The organism is Geodermatophilus sp. SYSU D01045 (assembly GCF_054050295.1).
In genome coordinates this window covers 46438-62796 of record NZ_JBJGZB010000001.1, presented here as the reverse complement: position 1 = coordinate 62796, position 16359 = coordinate 46438, and the positions used below count along the sequence as shown (strand labels likewise).

Sequence of the window (16359 nt, the reverse complement as noted above, 5' to 3'; positions counted from 1 at the left end):
GGGCGGCCACGGGCACGCACGGTGGCCGCCCTCCCGCGTGCGGGTGAGGCCGGTGCCGCGGCCGTGTCGACGCCGGACGCCCGCGCCTACGCTGCGTCCGTGATCGCGCCGCGTGAAGAGGTCGTCCGCCGGGCGGCGCGGACCTTCCTGCGCGGCGAGCGGATCGACACCACCACGCTGGCCGCCGACCTCGGCATCTCCCGGGTGACGCTGTTCCGCCGGGTCGGCAACCGCGACGCCATCCTGGGCGAGACCCTCTGGTACCTCGCCGAGCGGCAGCTGCAGCAGGCCGCCGACGCGTACGACGCCCGGCCCCAGGGCGCCGAGCCCGCCGGCCGGCTGCGCAGCCTGGCCGTCGTCGAGGACTACCGGCACGCGCTGGGCACGGCGGCGCCGCTGCACCGCTTCCTCGACGACGAGCCGACCACCGCGATGCGCATCCTCACCGACCCGCGGGGCCGGGTGCAGCCGCGGCTGGTCGAGGCCTACACCGCGCTGTTCGAGCGCGACGTCGAGGAGCGCGGGCTGACGCCGGAGGTGCCGCTGCCGGTGCTCGCCTACGCCGTCGTCCGGCTGGGCGAGTCGTTCCTCTACTCCGACGTCATGGTCGCCCGCGAGCCCGACCTCAAGGCCGCGACGACGGTCGTCGACGCGCTGGTGACCGGCGTGCTCGGGGTCCGCGGGGACTGAGCGCTCAGCCCAGGCCCAGGTCGCGGCGCAGCTTCGCCACGTGCCCGGTGGCCTTGACGTTGTAGGCGGCCCGCTCGATGCGGCCCTCAGCGTCGACGACGAAGGTCGAGCGGATCACGCCCTGCACCTCCTTGCCGTACAGCTTCTTGGTGCCGAAGGCGCCGTAGGCGGTGAGCACGCGCTTGTCCGGGTCGGACAGCAACGTGATGCCCAGGCCCTCCTGCTCGCGGAAGCGCTGCAGCTTCTCCGGCGGGTCGGGGGAGATGCCGATGATGTCCAGCCCGGCCTCGGCCAGCTCCCCGGCCGCGGCGGTGAAGTCGACGGCCTGGGTGGTGCAGCCCGGGGTGAGGGCGGCGGGGTAGCAGTAGACGACCACCCGGCGGCCGCGGCGGTCGGCGAGGGAGACCGGGGTGCCGTCGGCGTCGGGCAGCGTGAAGTCCGGCGCCGGGTCACCGGGCGCGAGGCGGACGGGAGCGGGCGCGGTCTCGGTCATGCAGCGATGATGCCGTGCCCGTCCGGCGGGGGAGGGGATCGGGGCGTCAGCCGCGGAGGAACGACAGCCGCACCTGCCGCTCGGGGTTGTCGCCGTTGGGGTCGACCAGGCAGATCCGCTGCCAGGTGCCCAGCTGCAGCCGGCCCCCGAGCACCGGCACGCCCAGGTGCGGCGGCACGAACGCCGGCAGCACGTGGTCGCGGCCGTGGCCGGGGCTGCCGTGCCGGTGACGCCAGCGGTCGTCGCGGGGCAGCAGCTCGTCGAGCTGGGCGAGCAGGTCGTCGTCGCTGCCCGCGCCGGTCTCGATGACCGCCAGCCCGGCCGTGGCGTGCGGGACGAACACGGACAGCAGGCCGTCGTCCTCCTGACGGACGAAGTCCTCGCACTCGCCGGTCAGGTCGACCACCACCGGCTGCCCGCCGGTCCGCACCGTCCGCAGCTCCGATCGCACGGGGCGATCGTGGCATCTCGCCCGGAGGACGGCGTGCCGACGTCGATAGGCTCGGTGCCCGTGACCCGCCCCGACGGCCGCGCGGCCGACCAGCTCCGCCCGGTGACCATCACCCGCAACTGGCTCGACCACGCCGAGGGCTCGGTGCTCGTCGAGTTCGGCCGCACCCGCGTGCTGTGCGCGGCCAGCGTCACCGAGGGCGTGCCGCGCTGGCGGAAGGGCTCGGGCCTGGGCTGGGTCACCGCCGAGTACGCCATGCTGCCGCGCGCCACGCACACCCGGGGCGACCGCGAGTCGGTCAAGGGCCGGATCGGCGGGCGTACCCACGAGATCAGCCGGCTCATCGGCCGCTCGCTGCGCGCCTCGATCGACCTCGCGGCGCTGGGGGAGAACAGCATCGCCCTCGACTGCGACGTCCTGCAGGCCGACGGCGGCACCCGGACGGCGGCCATCACCGGCGCCTACGTCGCCCTCGCCGACGCCGTCTCGTGGCTGGCCGACCGCCGGAAGCAGGCGAGGAAGACCGCGATCGTGCAGTCGGTGGCGGCGGTGAGCGTCGGCGTGGTCGACGGCGAGCCGCGGCTGGACCTCGCCTACGAGGAGGACGTGCGCGCCGGCACCGACATGAACGTCGTCTGCACCGGGCAGGGCGGGTTCGTGGAGGTGCAGGGCACCGCCGAGGGCGCGGTGTTCGACCGGCCCACCCTCGACCGGCTGCTCGACCTCGCCGTCGCCGGGTGCGCCGAGCTCACCCGCGTCCAGCAGGAGGCGCTGCAGCGATGACGACCCGCCTGCTGCTGGCCACCCGCAACGCCGGCAAGCTCGCCGAGCTGCAGCGGCTGCTGTCCGACGCCGTCCCGGGGATCGAGGTGGTCGGCCTGCGCGACGTCCCCGAGTACCCGGAGGCCCCCGAGACCGGCGCGACGTTCGCGGAGAACGCGCTGCTCAAGGCGCGGGAGGCGGTCCGGTACACGGGCCTGCCGGCGGTGGCCGACGACTCGGGCCTCGCCGTCGACGCGCTCAACGGCATGCCCGGGGTGCTCTCGGCGCGCTGGTCGGGCCGGCACGGCGACGACGCCGCCAACACCGCGCTGCTGCTCGGCCAGATCGGCGACGTCCCCGACGAGCGGCGCGGCGGGGCGTTCGTGTGCGCCGCCGCCCTGGTCACCCCCGACGGCGCGGAGTCGGTCGTCGAGCGGCAGTGGCGCGGCCGGGTGGTCCGCGAGCCGCGAGGCAGCAACGGCTTCGGCTACGACCCGGTGTTCGTCGCCGACGGCCTGGACCGCACCGCCGCCGAACTCGAGCCCGCCGAGAAGGACGCCCGCAGCCACCGCGGTCAGGCCTTCGCCGCGCTCGTCCCGGTGATCGCCCAGGCGCTCGGCGCGGCCTGACCTCCGCGCCGCGGCGGCACCTGGATCCCGCCCCGACGACGTAGGGTCCACGCCCGCGGCGGGCGGGGGCCCGCGGGAGGGGAGCGGGGTGCGCGCGGACGTCAGGGCGTGGAGGACCGGGCTGCGGCCCTCGCCGGTGGGCTACCGCCGCTCCGAGGTGCTCCGCGGCGGGCTGGGCGCCCTGGCCGGCATCGCGCTGGCCGCGCTGACCGCCCACGCGGTCCCCGGCGGGCCGGCCGGGCTGCCGTGGATCGTCGCGCCGATGGGCGCCACCGCGGTGCTGCTGTTCGCCGCGCCGGCCAGCCCGCTGGCCCAGCCCTATCCCGTGCTCGCGGGCAACACGCTGTCCACCCTGGTCGGCGTCGCGGCGGGCAAGCTCCTCGACGACGTCACGCTCGCCGCAGCGGTCGCCGTCGGCGTGGCGATCCCGCTGATGATGGTGCTGCGCTGCGTGCACCCGCCGGGCGGCGCGTGCGCGCTGTTCGCGGCGGTCGGCGAGGCGGCGGTGGCCGAGCACGGGTGGGCGTTCGCGCTGTGGCCGGTCGGCGTCGACACCCTGGTGCTGCTGCTCGTGGCGGCGCTGGTGAACAACCTGACCGGCCGGCCCTACCCGCACGTGCCCGAGCCGCCGCGCACCGGGTCCGAGGCGCCGCCCACCGAGCGGGTCGGGCTGCAGGCCGAGGACGTCACGGCGGCGATGCAGCGGCTGGACCGCGGCCTGGACGTGCTGCCCGGCGACGTGCTGGCGCTGGTCCGCGACGCCGAGGCGCACGCCCTGGACCGCCGGCTCGGGCAGCTGCGCGTCGGCGCGCTCATGGAGCGGGACGTGCGGACCGTGCAGCCCGACGAGACGCTGTACCGCGCGCGGATGCTCATGAACCAGCACGCGGTGAAGGCGCTGCCGGTGGTCACGCCCGACCGCCGGGTCGTCGGCATCGTCACCGTCCACGACCTGTTCAACCTCGACGTCGTGGACTTCGACCCGGTCGCGAAGGTCATGACCAGCCCGGTCACCACCGTCGACGCCGACACCCCGGTCTCCGAGCTGGTCGGGCTCATGGCCGACCGCGGGCTGCGGCACCTGCCGGTGGTCGACTCCGACGACCGGCTCGCCGGGATCGTCACCCGCGCCGAGCTCGTCGCCGTCCTGCACCGGGCGCTGGTCGGTTCTTGACCCCTCCGGGTGGTCCCGCCCGCGCCGGCTGCGGGACCGGCCCCGGGCTGCCGTTGACCCCCTGACGGGACGACGGCAGGGGAGACGCATGGCAGGCGACGACGGACGCTCGACGGCGCGGGTGGTCGTGCTGATCCCGGCGCACGACGAGGCCGCGAACATCGGCGGCACCCTCGACGCCCTGCAGCGGCAGACGCGGCGTCCCGACCGCGTGGTCGTCGTCGCCGACAACTGCACCGACGACACCGCCCGGATCGCGCGCGAGCGCGGGGCCGAGGTCTACGAGACCGTCGGCAACACCGACAAGAAGGCCGGCGCGCTCAACCAGGCGATCGTGCAGCGGTTCCGCCGCACCGCCACCGCCGACCGGCGGGGCGCCTCCGACGACCCCCGCCGCGGTCCCGACCGGCGCCGCGGCGCGGCGGACGACGGCGTCCCCGCCGGCCCCACGCCCGACCTGCGCGACGACGACCTCGTCCTGGTGATGGACGCCGACACCGAGCTCGCGCCCGGTTTCCTCGAGGCCGCCGCGGCCAGCCTGGAGTCCTCACCGCGCATCGGCGCCGCCGGCGGCCTGTTCTACGGGCACCCCGGGGCCGGGGTCCTCGGGCAGCTGCAGCGCAACGAGTACCTCCGCTACAGCCGCGACGTCTCGCGGACCGGCCGCGTCATGGTGCTGACCGGCACGGGCACGCTGTTCCGCGTCCGGGCGCTGCGGGAGGTCGCCGCCGCGCGGGGCACCACGCTGCCGGGCCGGGAGGGGCAGGTCTACGACACCCTCGCGCTCACCGAGGACAACGAGCTGACCCTCGCGCTCAAGACCCTCGGCTGGCGCATGACCAGCCCGGCGGCGTGCTCGGTGGTCACCGAGATCATGCCGACCTGGCGGGACCTGTGGAAGCAGCGGATGCGGTGGCAGCGCGGCGCCCTGGAGAACCTCCGGCACTACGGGCTCACCCGGGTCACCCTGCGCTACTGGGGCCAGCAGCTGGGCATCGGCCTCGGCGTCCTCGCCTTCCAGGCCTACCTGCTGCTCACCGTGCTGGTGCTCGCCCGCGACGGCGGGCTGCACGTGGACCCGTTCTGGGCCTCGGTCGGCCTGGTCTTCCTGGCCGAGCGGCTGGTGACCGTCCGCAGGGGCGGCCCGCGAGCGCTGCTGCTGGCGCTGCCGCTGGTCGTCGAGCTCGTCTACGACCTGTTCATCCAGGCCGTCTTCGTCCGCTCCCTGGTGGACGTCGTCCGCCGCCGGGAGGCCACCTGGCACCACGTCGCGGCTCCCGCGGCGGGCTGATCCACCGAGAGGAGGTGCACGTGTACAGCAAGGCGGGTTACGTGACGGCCAGCGGCGTGGGCGGGTCGACCGCCCTCGCCTACACCGGCTTCAACGCGCTGGCGTTCGTGGTCGCCGGCGTCACCCTGCTGTTCGCCGGGCTGGCGCTGCTCAAGCTGGTCCCGCGACGCGCGAAGGACTGATCCCGGAGGATCCGGCTCAGGCGGCCGGCGGCGCCTCGCTGTCGGCCGCCTGGCCCCCGGTGTCCGCCTCGGCCTGCGGCTCGGCGCCCGAGCCGTCGTCCGAGCCGGTGTCCGAGCCGCTGTCGGAGCCGGTGTCCGAGCCGCTGTCCGAGCCGCTGTCCGAGCCGCTGCCCGAGCCGCTGCCCGAGTCGGTCCCCGGTGCCTGCGTCGACGGCTCGGCCGGCGCGGACTCCTCGGTGCCGCCGTCGGTGTCGCCGTCGTCGCTGCCGCTCTCGGTGGCCGGCGCGGACTCCCCGGACTCCTCCGTGGGCGCCGCGCTCTCCCCGGCGTCCCCGGGCGTCCCCGTGGCCGGCGCCTCGGTCGTCGGGGTGGCCGGGTCGGAGTCCGACGGCGTCAGGTCGCGCGAGGACGAGGCGTTGGACAGCTCGCCGATCGTGGTGGACGACGACGAGGTGTCGTTCCCGCCGACCAGCGCCGACACCGGCTTCTGCCCGACCAGCTCGATCGTGGTGACGATCCCCATGGCCAGGACGAAGACCGCGGCCGCGTACACCGCCACCCGCGGCCAGCGGATCCGCCGGCGCGGCTCCGGGGCCCGGCGCGGGTCCAGGTGCGCGGGCAGCTCCCGGGTCGCCGCCTCGCCGGCCGCGGGCATCGCCCGGGTCGCCGCCTCGCCGGCCGCGGGCATCGCCCGGGTCGGCGCCGCGCCGGGCGCAGGGTCGGGGCGGGGCGCCAGCTGCTCGCGGGCCTTCCTCAGCTTCTCGCCGGTGCGGTTCAGGGAGGCGCTGTAGAGCGCGGAGCCGACGGTGCTGACGACGCTGACGAGGGCGGCGCCGATCACCGTGCCGGCGACGCCGAAGAACGAGGCGAGGACCGCCGCGGACACCGCGGCCAGGGCGCCGGCCGCCACCTGGGTGACGCTGAGTCCGGTGCGGGGCTTGTCGGGGACCGGCTCGGGGTTCGTGCCGGGGGAGGTGGTGGTCTCGGTGCGCGGGGAGGTCATGAGCTCCGACGGGTCGTGTCCGGAGGACTGCGTGCAGGGGAAGAGGACCGGCCCCGGGCACCCCGTCGTGCGGCCGGTCGACCCGAGGCTACGTCGGCTTCGCCGCGCGTGCAGCGGCCCTGGACGGAGTTCAGCGTGCTGAGCTGCGGAAAGACAGTTGTGTGATCCGGTCCCGGCACCCGCCCGCGTGAGGCCGCGCCCGAGCGGGCACCCCGTCCCCGTGCGCGTCGACCTCACCGCCGTCCGGGGGCTCCGCTTCGACGACGGGACGCCGGTGACCGCGGCCTCGGGCCTCGCGCCGCTGGGCGACGGCTGGCTCGTGGTCCAGGACGACGCCACGTCCGCGGCCTGGCAGCGCCCGGGCGGCGTCGTCCCGGTGCGGCTGCTGCCGCCGGTCGAGGGACACGACCGGTTCTCCGAGGCGGCCGGGACCAAGTCCCTCAAGCCCGACCTGGAGACGGCCAGCCCGGTGGAGGCCGGCGGGCGGCCCGCGGTGCTGCTGCTCGGGTCGGGGTCCACGCCGAGGCGCACCCGCGGGGTGCTGGTCGCCCTCGACGGCGACCGACCGTCCGCCCGGGCGGCCGACCTCGGCCCGCTGTACGCCGCGGTCGGCGACCGCCTCGGGGTGCCGGACGGGCAGCGGAACCTGGAGGGCGCCGCCCGCGCGGGCGACGTCCTCCGCTGGTACCAGCGCGGCAACCGCGCCGCCGGGGTGCCGAACGCCTGCGTCGAGGTCCCGCTGGCGCCGTTGCTGGCGGCCGTGCTCGGGCGCGCGGACCCCGGCGCGGTGCCGCTGGGGCCGGTGCACGTCCTCGACCTCGGCGAGGTCGCCGGCGTCGGGCTCGCCGTCACCGACGCCGTCGCCCTGCCCGACGGCCGGGAGCTGCTGTCCGCGGCGGCGGAGGACACGCCGAACGCCGTCGACGACGGCCCGGTGGTGGCCACGGCGCTCGTCCTGGTCGAGCACGGGCGGGTGCTCGACGTCGCGCCGGTGCCGGAGGTGGACGGGCGGGTGGCGAAGGTCGAGGGCCTGGCCCTGCGCGGCGTGGACGGTGACCGCGTCGACCTGCTGGCGGTGGTCGACGCCGACGACCCGGGGCTCGCCTCGCCGCAGGTCGAGCTCACCGTGCGCCTGGGCTGACCCCTGGGTGCGGGAGGCGGGAGTCGAACCCGCACGCCCGAGGGCACCAGATCCTAAGTCTGGCGTGGCTGCCGTTACACCACTCCCGCGTGGCCGCCGAGTCTAGGGCGCGTCCCGGGGCGCATCGCCCGCGTGGGTGCCGCTGATCGCCGGAACGGGCCGGTCGCCGCGGTGTCTGGCAGGCTGTCGCCGTGCCTCGCGACCCTCGAGAGATCCAGCTGGAGATCGACGCCGCCCGTGAGTCACTGGCGGCCACCCTGGACCAGTTGGCGTACCGGAGCAGCCCGACGCGGCTCCGGGCCCAGGGGCAGGCCGCCGTCGTGCGCTTCCTGCAGTCGACGGCGGGGCGCGCCACCGTCGGCGCCCTCGGCCTGCTGGTGACGCTGGTCGTCGTCCAGAAGGCCCGGCACCGCAACGACTGACCCGGCCGTGCGCCCGCCGCGCCGCGACCCGGTCGGCCCGGGTCAGGAGTCGGTCTGGGACTACCCGCGCCCGCCGTCGGCCGAGGTGACGCCGCGCCGCGTCGTCGTCGAGCTGGGCGGGCGGGTGGTCGCGGCGACGGGCCGCGCGGTGCGGGTCTGCGAGACCAGCCACCCGCCGGTCTACTACGTGCCCCGCGAGGACGTCGTCGCCGGGGTGCTCGAGCGGGCCGCCGGCTCGTCGTGGTGCGAGTGGAAGGGGCAGGCCACCTACTGGGACGCCGCCGTCGACGGGCGGCGCCACCCGGCGGTCGGCTGGTCCTACGAGGACCCGACCCGGGGGTACGAGCACCTGCGCGGGGCGGTGGCCTTCTACCCGAGCCGGGTCGACCGGGCGCTGGTCGACGGCGAGCAGGTGCGCGCGCAGGCGGGGGACTTCTACGGCGGCTGGATCACCGCGGACGTCGTCGGCCCGTTCAAGGGCGAGCCGGGCACGCTCGGCTGGTGAGCGTCAGCCCCGGCGGACCAGCGGGAGGACCACCGTCTCGAGCACGGCGTCGGCGTAGGCGGCGTCCACCGGCTCGCGGGTGACCAGCCAGCGCTGCACCAGCAGCGCGGTGGTGGCCTCGGCGGGGATCGACTGCGGCAGCCCGGGGCCCACCTCGCCGCGGGCCTGGGCCCGGGTCCACACCTCGTCGTAGGCCCGCCGCCAGACGGCCAGCGGGCCCTCGCGGAACGCCTCGATCAGCGCCGGCTCGTGCTGCATCGCCGCGAGCAGCGAGCGGGTGGCTGCGCCGACCGGGCTGGCCATCATCTCCACCATGCGGTGCACGAGCTGGCGCAGATCGCCCTCGAGGGACCCGGTGTCGGCGGTGACCGTCCACGCCCGGTTGAGGTCGGAGACGGTGTCGACGACGAGGTCCTGCTTGGTGCGCCAGCGGCGGTAGATGGTCGCTTTCCCGACCCCGGCCTCCGCGGCGACGGCGTCCATGGTCAGCGCGCCGTACCCGACCTCCCCGAGCAGCCGGAGGATGGCCGCGCGGATGACGTCGTCGCGGCTGGGGTCGCGCGGGCGGCCGCCGCGGCCTGTGCGCGTCGGCGGCTCGGTGAGGACAGCAGCCATGGACCGACCCTAGGGCCTGCGCGCCGCGTGCAGACCGGTCCGCGGCGCGGCATCCTGAACGGTCGGACCTCGTCCGCGCGCCTGCCCGCCCGCGCCGGGCCGGTCGGTCATCCTGCTGCGCGTGGCGAGTCCGATCGGCGCGGCGCGGCGGCGCGAGGAGTGGCCCCTGCCCGAGACCGCGACCCGCGTGCTGCTGGCGACCGCGGAGGAGAACGTGCTGCCCGCCGTGGCCGCCGTCGCCCGCGCGGTCGGGCTGTCGGTGTTCGCCGCCCCCGGGCTGCTCGACCTGTCCGACGAGCGCGACGGCGTCCGCGTGGAGGTGTTCTTCGACCGGCTCTCCCGCGCGCTGACCGGGGCCGAGGCCGAGGCGGTGCGGGTGGCCACCGACCCGGCCGGTGAGTACACCGCGCTCACCCTCGGCCTGCTCACCGCGCCGACCCTGGCGCAGGAGCTGGCGCGCCGCGGCGTGACCGCCGAGGTCGGCGTGCTCGCCGAGGCCGAGCTGTGGTCGGCGTACCAGCCGATCGTGACGCTGGCCGACCGTGCCGTCGTCGCCCACGAGGCGCTGCTGCGCGGGGACTCCGACGGGCGCACCGTCGACGGCGGGGACCTGTTCTTCGTCGCCGACTCCGCGGGCTGGCTCACCCGGTTGGACCGGGTCGGCCGCGAGTGCGCCATCGCCGGCGCGGCGGGCTGGCTCGGCGGCGCCGACCTGTTCGTCAACACCCGGCCCACCTCGGTGCTGCACCCCGACGCCGACCTCGCCGGCACCGTCGAGGCCCTGGAGGTCGCGGGGCTGGAGCCGCGGCAGCTGGTGCTGGAGGTGGGCGAGCGGGCCGCCGTCGCCGACCGCGGGCACCTGCTCGCCGTCCTGGAGGCCTACCGCGAGCGTGGCTGGCGGGTGGCCCTCGACGAGGTGGCCGCCGGGTGGTCGAGCCGCTCGCTGCTCGACGTCGTCCGGCCCGACGTCGTCAAGCTCGGCCGGGCGCTGGTGTCCGCGCTGCCCGACGACGGCGCCCGCGCGGTGGTGCGGACGGTGACCGAGCACGCGCACCGGCTGGGGGCGGTCGTCGTCGCGGAGGGCGTGGAGACCGAGCAGGTGGCCGCGGAGGTGGCCGCGCTCGGCGCCGACCTCGCGCAGGGCTGGCTGTTCGGCCGGCCCGTCGCGCCCGCCGGCGCGGCCGGGCCGGCGGACCTCAGCCCAGTCCCCATCCCGTGAGCACCGGGCGCGCGTGCTCGTGCCCGAGTACCCCGTAGGCACCGGCCGGCAGCGCGAACAGCGCCCCCGCGGCGGGCTCGAGGCCCAGCCAGCGCGCGGTGAGGACCCGGAGCACGTGCCCGTGCGCGACGAGGGCGACGTCGCCGTCGGCGAGCCGGGCCCGCGCCCGGGCCAGCACCCGGTCGACCCGCTCGCCGACCTGCTCGAGGGACTCGCCCGGGGTCTCGCCCGCCACCACCGGATCGCGCCAGACCGACCACTCCCGGCCGAGCTCCTCGCTGATCTCGGCGGTGGTGCGGCCCTCGTAGCCGCCGTAGTCGAGCTCGACGAGGTCCTCGTCGACGGCGGTGGCGGTCAGCCCGGCCAGCTCGGCGGTGCGCCGGGCGCGCTGACGGGGGCTGGTCCACACCTCGACGACGTGCCGCTCGGCCAGCGCCGGGGCCAGGGAGCGGGCCCGCTCCTCGCCCTCGGGCAGCAGCGGCAGGTCGGTCACGCCGGTGTGCTGGCCGCTCCTGCTCCACTCGGTCGCGCCGTGCCGCAGCACCAGGATCTCGCCCATCGCCGTCCTCTCGCTCGCGTGTCACCGGTCACACCACCGGCGTGCCGGGAAGACCGGCGCGGACCGCCGTGCTGGCGGGATGCGGGTCCCCGGGCAGCCGGCCCGGGGCACACGCACCGGGAGGGTCCATGACCGCCACCGCACCTGCCGACACCTTCGCCATCGGCGGCGACCTCGCCGTCCACCGCCTCGGCTACGGCGCCATGCAGCTGCCCGGCCCGGGTGTCTGGGGGGAGCCGGCCGACCGCGACGCCGCCCTCCGCGTGGTCCGCGCCGCCGTCGAGCAGGGCGTCGACCTCATCGACACCGCCGACTCCTACGGGCCGTTCGTCAGCGAGCAGATCATCGCCGAGGCCCTGCACCCGTACCCGGAGGGCCTGGTCGTCGCCACGAAGGCCGGCCTGACCCGCCAGGGCCCGGGCATCTGGACGCCGGTCGGGCGCCCCGCCTACCTCAAGCAGCAGGTCGAGCTGTCGCTGCGCCACCTGCGGGTCGAGCGCATCGACCTCATCCAGCTGCACCGCATCGACGCCGAGGTGCCGCTGGCCGACCAGCTCGGCGCGTTCAAGGAGCTGCAGGACGAGGGCAAGGTCCGCCACATCGGCGTCTCCGAGGTCTCGGTCGAGGAGCTGCAGGCGGCCCGCGAGATCGTCGACGTCGTCAGCGTGCAGAACCTCTACAACCTGACCAACCGGCAGTCGCAGGACGTCCTCGACCACGCCACCGACAACGGGATCGCGTTCATCCCGTGGTTCCCGATCGCGACCGGCGACCTCGCCGCCCCGCACAGCCCGGTGGCCGACATCGCCCGCGAGCTGGACGCCACCCCGGCGCAGGTCGCGCTGGCCTGGCTGCTGCAGAAGTCGCCGGTGGTGCTGCCCATCCCCGGCACGAAGTCGGTGGACCACCTCACCGAGAACATGGGCGCGGCGCGGCTGACCCTCTCCGACGAGGACATGGCCCGCCTGGACGCCCTCGCCTGACGAAGGACCCCCTGGCCCCACCGCTCGCACGCTCGCGGCGGGACCCTGCAGGGGGCCTAACGCCAGCGGTCCAGCGGGACGGGGACGCGCCGGCGGGACCCGCCGGCCGGTCCCCGCATCGGGTGGGCCGCAGCCCGCGGCCGGCGGGCGTCCTCGCGCGCCGGCGGGGGGGGCGGGGGGGGGGGGGGGGGGGGGGGGGGGGGGGGGGGGGGGGGGGGGGGGGGGGGGGGGGGGGGGGGGGGGGGGGGGGGGGGGGGGGGAGCCGCGGGGGGGTCCCGGGGTGGGGTGGGCCGGGGCGCGGGGGGGGCGGGGGGCCTCGCGCGCCGGCGCGGGCGCCGGCGCCGGCGCCGGGACCGGCCGGTCCGCCGCGGCGAGCAGCGGCTGGACGGGGAGGGGCTGCGTGGGGCGCGGGTCGGTCAGGGACTCGGCGGCCGGCCGCGGCAGGGGCCGCACCGGGTCGGCCCCGGTGAGCGGGCCGTCGAGTTCCAGGACACCGGCGAGGCCGGCCTCGGCCACCTGGCGGCGGGTGGCCGCGGGGGCCCCGACCACCCGGCACCGCCGGCCGGCGGCGGTGAGGGTGTCGCTGAAGCCGGCGAGGGTCCGCAGCGCGGCGCGGTCCAGGAAGCGGGCGCCGGCCACGTCGACGACGACGCTGGGGGTGCCGTGCTCCGCGGCGCGGGTCAGGCCCGCGGCCAGCCGGGGGAGGGTCGGGCGGCAGGCGTCGCCGGTCAGCCGGACGACGACCTGGTCCGGTGCGGGCACGACGGCGACGGAGAGGTGCACGGGGGCTCCCGGGGGGAGGACGCGGCGCCGCTGGTTCGGGTGCCGTCGGTGACGCTAGTGCGGCTGACCGTCACCGGCAACGGGGAGTGTCCGTCCCACGACTTTCCGTCCACAGTCGTCCGTAACACCCGCGCGGCTGTGTTGCGCCCCCGGCTCGTCGGGAGGCCGCCCGGGACGGCACCATGGGGGCGTGGACGCCGAGGACTTCACGCAGATCCGGGACGCGGTGCGCCAGCTGGTGCGGGAGGTGGTCGTCCCGCGCGAGGAGGAGATCGACCTCGACGACCGCATCCCCGAGGAGCTGCGCGCTGCAGCGGCGGAGATGGGCCTGTTCGGCTACGCGCTGCCCGAGGAGTACGGCGGCCTGGGCGTCTCCATGAGCGAGGACGTCGAGCTCGCCTTCGAGTTCGGCTACACGACGCCGGCCTTCCGGTCCCTGTTCGGCACGAACAACGGCATCGCCGGGCAGGTGATCGCGAAGTTCGGCAGCGACGAGCAGAAGAAGGCGTACCTGCCGCGGCTGGCCGCCGGTGAGCTGATCGGCTCCTTCGCGCTCACCGAGGCCGAGGCCGGCTCGGACCCGGCGGGCCTGCGCACCAGCGCCCGCCGCGACGGCGACGGCTGGGTGCTCAACGGCGCCAAGCGGTACATCACCAACGCGCCGCTGGCCGACCTGTTCGTCGTCTTCGCCCGGACCGACCCGGAGGAGAAGGGCGGCCGGGGGATCTCCAGCTTCGTCGTCGACGCCGAGGCGCCCGGCGTCACGCTCGGCCCCAGGGACAAGAAGATGGGCCAGTCGGGGGCGTGGACCTCGGAGGTCTTCCTCGACGACGTCCACGTGCCGGCCGACGCGCTGATCGGCGAGGAGGGGCGCGGCTACTCCAAGGCGCTCACCGTGCTGTCCCGCGGCCGGCTGCACATCGCGGCGCTGTGCGTCGGCATGGCGCAGCGGGTGCTCGACGAGTCGGTCGCCTACGCCGCCACCGCCAAGCAGGGCGGCGCGCCGATCGGGCGGTTCCAGCTGGTGCAGGCGCTGATCGCAGACGTGCACGCCGAGACCCTGGCCGGGCGGGCGATGGTCCGCGAGGTCGCCGCCCGCTACGACTCCGGCGAGGACACCTCGATCGGCCCGTCGTCGGCGAAGCTGTGGTGCAGCGAGATGGTCGGCCGGGCGACCGACCGCGCCGTCCAGGTGCACGGCGGCATGGGCTACCTGCGGACCACCCCGGTCGAGCGCTTCTACCGCGACGCCCGCCTCTACCGGCTGTACGAGGGCACCAGCGAGGTGCAGCGGGTCATCGTCGGCGGCGGGCTGCTGCGCGCGGCTGGCATGCCCCGTGGCTGAACCCCCACCGGAGGAGCGGGCGGCCCGGCGGGTCGCCGTCGGCGAACTGGGCGACGCGCTGCGCGAGCTGGTCGACGCCGCCGTCCGCACGGAGGTGCCGGAGGCCGAGCTGGAGGCGGTGGCCGCCGTCGCGCGGGAGCTGGCGGCCCGGCTGCGGGTGACCGGCCGCGGCCTGCACGAGATCGCCCGCGTCGACGACCCGGAGACCGGCGAGCGCTGGTACAGCCCGGTGTACGGGCCGGGCAGCCCGGTGGCGCCGCCGCTGGTGGCCACCGACACCCCCGACGGGACGGCGACCGGCCGGGTCACCGTGGGCAAGGCGCACGAGGGACCGCCCGGGCTCGTGCACGGCGGCGTGGTGGCCACGCTGCTCGACCACGTCCTGGCCCGCGCGCTGCGCGCCGCCGGCCGCGGCGGGCTGACCGCGATCCTGACCGTCAAGTACCGGCGCCCGGTGCACCTCGGGGTGCCGCTGCTGCTGACCGCCGAGATGGGGGAGACCGTCGGCCGGCGCACCACCGCGCACGCCCGGCTGGTGGCCGAGGACAGCCCCGAGGTGGTGCTCGCCGAGGCGGAGGGCCTGTTCGTGGCGCTGCGGGCGGAGCAGGCGGCCGACGTCTTCGCGGCCACCGGCCGCTCGGTCGGCGCCTGGACGTCCCGGAGCTGACCAGGAGCCTGCCTCCGGATCACACGCGCCGTCGCTGCTGCCCGCACCACGACGGCACACGAGCGGAGCGTGGTGGTGGGTCAAGCCGGCGCGTCGGCCTCCTGCACCGAGGGCGCGACCGCCTCGGGGCCCTGCTCGGCCGCCGCCGGGTCCATCCACATGACCTGCCACCCGTGGCCGTCCGGGTCGGAGAAGCTGCGGGAGTACACGAAGCCGAGGTCCTCGGCGCCATCCGCCTCGGAGCCGCCCGCCGCGAGCGCGGCCGCGCTGAACGCGTCGACCTCCTCGCGGGAGGACACGCTGAAGCAGTACAGGGCCAGCGCGTGGGTCCGGGGATCGGCGATCGGCAGCTCGGAGAACTCCGCGAACTCCTCCCGGCTGAGCAGCATGACGAAGGCCTGCTCGCCGACGAGCATGCAGGCGGCGGTCTCGTCGGTGGAGCTCGGGTCGAAGGTGCACCCGAGCTCCGCGAAGAAGGCCTTGCTGCGCTCGAGGTCCGCGACGGGCACGTTCACGAACAGCATCCGGCCGGGGTGTGCGGGACTGGTGATGCGGGGTCTCCACTCGGTGGCTCGACGGCGTACGTCCTGGGAGACCTCCCCGGCCGGCGGAACTGACCGGTCGATCCCGGCTCGGAGCTCCGCACTCCGACCCGGTCAGGACACCGTCGTGGTGCCTTTGGCGTTACGGGGTCGCCAGGGCTCGTGCTCGTGCGCGAGCCAGACCAGCTCGGGGTCGAGAGCACGCACCAGCAGCTGGCCCTCGGTGTGCGGCTCGTCGAGCTCGCCGGACCAGACCGCCATGTCGCCGCCGATGACGACCGGGCGCCCGCCGGTCTCGACGACGACCACCTGCGTGCCGGGCGTGTGGCCCGGTGCCGGGACGAGTCGGAGCCCGGGAAGCAGCTCGAGCTCGCCGTCGACCGGCACGTACCGCACGCCGGGCGCGTCGACCCACTCGCGGATGGTGTAGCCGTCCTCGCTGCGCGCGTCGTCGAGCTCCCGCCGCTGGACGTGGATCGGCTTGCCGGCGAAGAGGTGGTTGCCGCCGCAGTGGTCGGCGTGCAGGTGCGTGTTGACGACGACGTCGATGCCGGCCAGGTCGAAGTCCTGCTCGCTCAGTGGCCAGAGGCGGAGGTCGAGGTCGGCTCCCGCCGGGTGCAGCTCCGTCATGCCGGTGTCGACGAGCGCGCGCGCATCGGGATGGTCGATCACGTGCACGTAGACCGGCATCCGCTCGCCCTCGACGAGCATGTCGGCGACGAGGACCGGCGTGACGGTGGTGGACGCGGGGGCGTCCACCCTGTTCCGACCGCCGAGGTGGTGGTCGGGGATCTGGGTCATCGACGAGCTCCTCCACCGTCTACACGGCTGCCGGGTGAGGTGGCGCTGATGCGTGGACGGTTCGAGTTGTCGTGACTCATCGGTGCGATCAGCGACTCGGAG

20 protein-coding genes, 1 tRNA gene and 1 pseudogene are annotated in these 16359 nt (G+C 76.3%); 13 read left to right on the top strand and 9 right to left on the bottom strand.

Annotated elements, in window-relative coordinates; genetic code table 11:
* The first annotated feature begins 99 nt into the window (after positions 1-99).
* The gene (locus ACI798_RS00370; protein ID WP_456942310.1) at positions 100-690 is read left to right on the top strand and encodes a QsdR family transcriptional regulator; all 591 of its coding nucleotides are present in this window, start codon (positions 100-102) and stop codon (positions 688-690) included.
* A 4-nt stretch (positions 691-694) separates the two neighbouring features.
* On the opposite strand, the gene bcp is transcribed toward ACI798_RS00370, so the two are convergent.
* A complete protein-coding gene (gene bcp, locus ACI798_RS00365) occupies positions 695-1183 on the bottom strand; it encodes a thioredoxin-dependent thiol peroxidase (RefSeq protein ID WP_456942311.1) in 489 nt (162 codons plus the stop codon).
* Between the two features lie 46 nt (positions 1184-1229).
* Positions 1230-1634: a YjbQ family protein gene (locus ACI798_RS00360; RefSeq protein WP_456942312.1), complete on the bottom strand. Its 405-nt coding sequence runs from the start codon at positions 1632-1634 to the stop codon at positions 1230-1232.
* A gap of 60 nt (positions 1635-1694) precedes the next feature.
* On the opposite strand from ACI798_RS00360, the gene rph reads away from it, so the two are divergent.
* From rph to ACI798_RS00335, 5 genes are all read left to right on the top strand, one after another.
* The gene (gene rph, locus ACI798_RS00355; RefSeq protein WP_456942313.1) at positions 1695-2417 is read left to right on the top strand and encodes a ribonuclease PH; all 723 of its coding nucleotides are present in this window, start codon (positions 1695-1697) and stop codon (positions 2415-2417) included.
* Positions 2414-3025 (top strand): RdgB/HAM1 family non-canonical purine NTP pyrophosphatase, encoded by a 612-nt coding sequence (rdgB, locus tag ACI798_RS00350; protein WP_456942314.1) that lies wholly within the window; start codon positions 2414-2416, stop codon positions 3023-3025. Before rph ends, rdgB begins: the two co-directional genes overlap by 4 nt.
* An 88-nt stretch (positions 3026-3113) precedes the next feature.
* Positions 3114-4199 carry an HPP family protein gene (locus ACI798_RS00345; RefSeq protein WP_456942315.1) on the top strand — a complete coding sequence of 362 codons (1086 nt, stop codon included), beginning with the start codon at positions 3114-3116 and terminating at the stop codon, positions 4197-4199.
* Positions 4200-4287: 88 nt separating this feature from the next.
* Positions 4288-5490 (top strand): glycosyltransferase, encoded by a 1203-nt coding sequence (locus ACI798_RS00340; RefSeq protein ID WP_456942316.1) that lies wholly within the window; start codon positions 4288-4290, stop codon positions 5488-5490.
* 20 nt (positions 5491-5510) lie between these two features.
* Positions 5511-5672 carry a hypothetical protein gene (locus tag ACI798_RS00335; protein ID WP_456942317.1) on the top strand — a complete coding sequence of 54 codons (162 nt, stop codon included), beginning with the start codon at positions 5511-5513 and terminating at the stop codon, positions 5670-5672.
* A gap of 16 nt (positions 5673-5688) precedes the next feature.
* On the opposite strand, the gene ACI798_RS00330 is transcribed toward ACI798_RS00335, so the two are convergent.
* Complete coding sequence (locus tag ACI798_RS00330) at positions 5689-6675, bottom strand: hypothetical protein (RefSeq protein WP_457046889.1); 987 nt, start codon at positions 6673-6675, stop codon at positions 5689-5691.
* 220 nt (positions 6676-6895) lie between these two features.
* On the opposite strand from ACI798_RS00330, the gene ACI798_RS00325 reads away from it, so the two are divergent.
* Complete coding sequence (locus tag ACI798_RS00325) at positions 6896-7816, top strand: DUF6910 family protein (protein WP_457046888.1); 921 nt, start codon at positions 6896-6898, stop codon at positions 7814-7816.
* Positions 7817-7824: 8 nt separating this feature from the next.
* On the opposite strand, the gene ACI798_RS00320 is transcribed toward ACI798_RS00325, so the two are convergent.
* Positions 7825-7905, bottom strand: a tRNA-Leu gene (locus ACI798_RS00320).
* 102 nt (positions 7906-8007) lie between these two features.
* Here ACI798_RS00320 and ACI798_RS00315 point away from each other — a divergent pair.
* Both ACI798_RS00315 and ACI798_RS00310 read left to right on the top strand, forming a co-directional pair.
* Positions 8008-8238 (top strand): DUF3618 domain-containing protein, encoded by a 231-nt coding sequence (locus ACI798_RS00315; protein ID WP_387985736.1) that lies wholly within the window; start codon positions 8008-8010, stop codon positions 8236-8238.
* 7 nt (positions 8239-8245) lie between these two features.
* Positions 8246-8743 (top strand): DUF427 domain-containing protein, encoded by a 498-nt coding sequence (locus tag ACI798_RS00310; RefSeq protein ID WP_457046887.1) that lies wholly within the window; start codon positions 8246-8248, stop codon positions 8741-8743.
* Positions 8744-8746: 3 nt separating this feature from the next.
* Here ACI798_RS00310 and ACI798_RS00305 read toward each other — a convergent pair whose 3' ends face one another.
* The gene (locus tag ACI798_RS00305; RefSeq protein ID WP_456942321.1) at positions 8747-9358 is read right to left on the bottom strand and encodes a TetR/AcrR family transcriptional regulator; all 612 of its coding nucleotides are present in this window, start codon (positions 9356-9358) and stop codon (positions 8747-8749) included.
* Positions 9359-9479: 121 nt separating this feature from the next.
* Here ACI798_RS00305 and ACI798_RS00300 point away from each other — a divergent pair, with 121 nt between their 5' ends.
* The gene (locus tag ACI798_RS00300) at positions 9480-10577 is read left to right on the top strand and encodes an EAL domain-containing protein (RefSeq protein WP_456942322.1); all 1098 of its coding nucleotides are present in this window, start codon (positions 9480-9482) and stop codon (positions 10575-10577) included.
* Here the strand turns inward: ACI798_RS00300 and ACI798_RS00295 are convergent.
* Complete coding sequence (locus tag ACI798_RS00295; RefSeq protein ID WP_456942323.1) at positions 10555-11136, bottom strand: histidine phosphatase family protein; 582 nt, start codon at positions 11134-11136, stop codon at positions 10555-10557. The genes ACI798_RS00300 and ACI798_RS00295 overlap by 23 nt on opposite strands.
* 128 nt (positions 11137-11264) lie before the next feature.
* On the opposite strand from ACI798_RS00295, the gene ACI798_RS00290 reads away from it, so the two are divergent.
* Entirely contained in the window at positions 11265-12119 is an 855-nt protein-coding gene (locus ACI798_RS00290) for an aldo/keto reductase (RefSeq protein WP_456942324.1), read from the top strand.
* Between the two features lie 498 nt (positions 12120-12617).
* On the opposite strand, the pseudogene ACI798_RS00285 reads toward ACI798_RS00290, so the two are convergent.
* Positions 12618-12881, bottom strand: a pseudogene (locus ACI798_RS00285) (STAS domain-containing protein); the annotation flags it as partial.
* Positions 12882-13092: 211 nt separating this feature from the next.
* Here ACI798_RS00285 and ACI798_RS00280 point away from each other — a divergent pair.
* Positions 13093-14247 carry an acyl-CoA dehydrogenase family protein gene (locus tag ACI798_RS00280; RefSeq protein ID WP_456940858.1) on the top strand — a complete coding sequence of 385 codons (1155 nt, stop codon included), beginning with the start codon at positions 13093-13095 and terminating at the stop codon, positions 14245-14247.
* The gene (locus tag ACI798_RS00275) at positions 14240-14914 is read left to right on the top strand and encodes a PaaI family thioesterase (protein WP_456940857.1); all 675 of its coding nucleotides are present in this window, start codon (positions 14240-14242) and stop codon (positions 14912-14914) included. Before ACI798_RS00280 ends, ACI798_RS00275 begins: the two co-directional genes overlap by 8 nt.
* Positions 14915-14994: 80 nt before the next feature.
* On the opposite strand, the gene ACI798_RS00270 is transcribed toward ACI798_RS00275, so the two are convergent.
* Positions 14995-15438, bottom strand: coding sequence for a VOC family protein (locus tag ACI798_RS00270; RefSeq protein ID WP_456940856.1), 444 nt, complete (start codon positions 15436-15438; stop codon positions 14995-14997).
* Positions 15439-15570: 132 nt separating this feature from the next.
* Positions 15571-16257 (bottom strand): MBL fold metallo-hydrolase, encoded by a 687-nt coding sequence (locus ACI798_RS00265; protein WP_457046886.1) that lies wholly within the window; start codon positions 16255-16257, stop codon positions 15571-15573.
* Positions 16258-16359 lie beyond the last annotated feature (102 nt).

Excerpts from the sequence above, each read along its gene's own strand:
- bcp (WP_456942311.1), bottom strand. The coding sequence starts at position 1,183 with ATGACCGAGACCGCGCCCGCTCCCGTCCGCCTCGCGCCCGGTGACCCG.
- rdgB (WP_456942314.1), top strand. The coding sequence starts at position 2,414 with ATGACGACCCGCCTGCTGCTGGCCACCCGCAACGCCGGCAAGCTCGCC.
- ACI798_RS00340 (WP_456942316.1), top strand. The coding sequence starts at position 4,288 with ATGGCAGGCGACGACGGACGCTCGACGGCGCGGGTGGTCGTGCTGATC.
- ACI798_RS00330 (WP_457046889.1), bottom strand. The coding sequence starts at position 6,675 with ATGACCTCCCCGCGCACCGAGACCACCACCTCCCCCGGCACGAACCCC.
- ACI798_RS00305 (WP_456942321.1), bottom strand. The coding sequence starts at position 9,358 with ATGGCTGCTGTCCTCACCGAGCCGCCGACGCGCACAGGCCGCGGCGGC.
- ACI798_RS00295 (WP_456942323.1), bottom strand. The coding sequence starts at position 11,136 with ATGGGCGAGATCCTGGTGCTGCGGCACGGCGCGACCGAGTGGAGCAGG.
- ACI798_RS00290 (WP_456942324.1), top strand. The coding sequence starts at position 11,265 with ATGACCGCCACCGCACCTGCCGACACCTTCGCCATCGGCGGCGACCTC.
- ACI798_RS00270 (WP_456940856.1), bottom strand. The coding sequence starts at position 15,438 with ATGCTGTTCGTGAACGTGCCCGTCGCGGACCTCGAGCGCAGCAAGGCC.
- ACI798_RS00265 (WP_457046886.1), bottom strand. The coding sequence starts at position 16,257 with ATGACCCAGATCCCCGACCACCACCTCGGCGGTCGGAACAGGGTGGAC.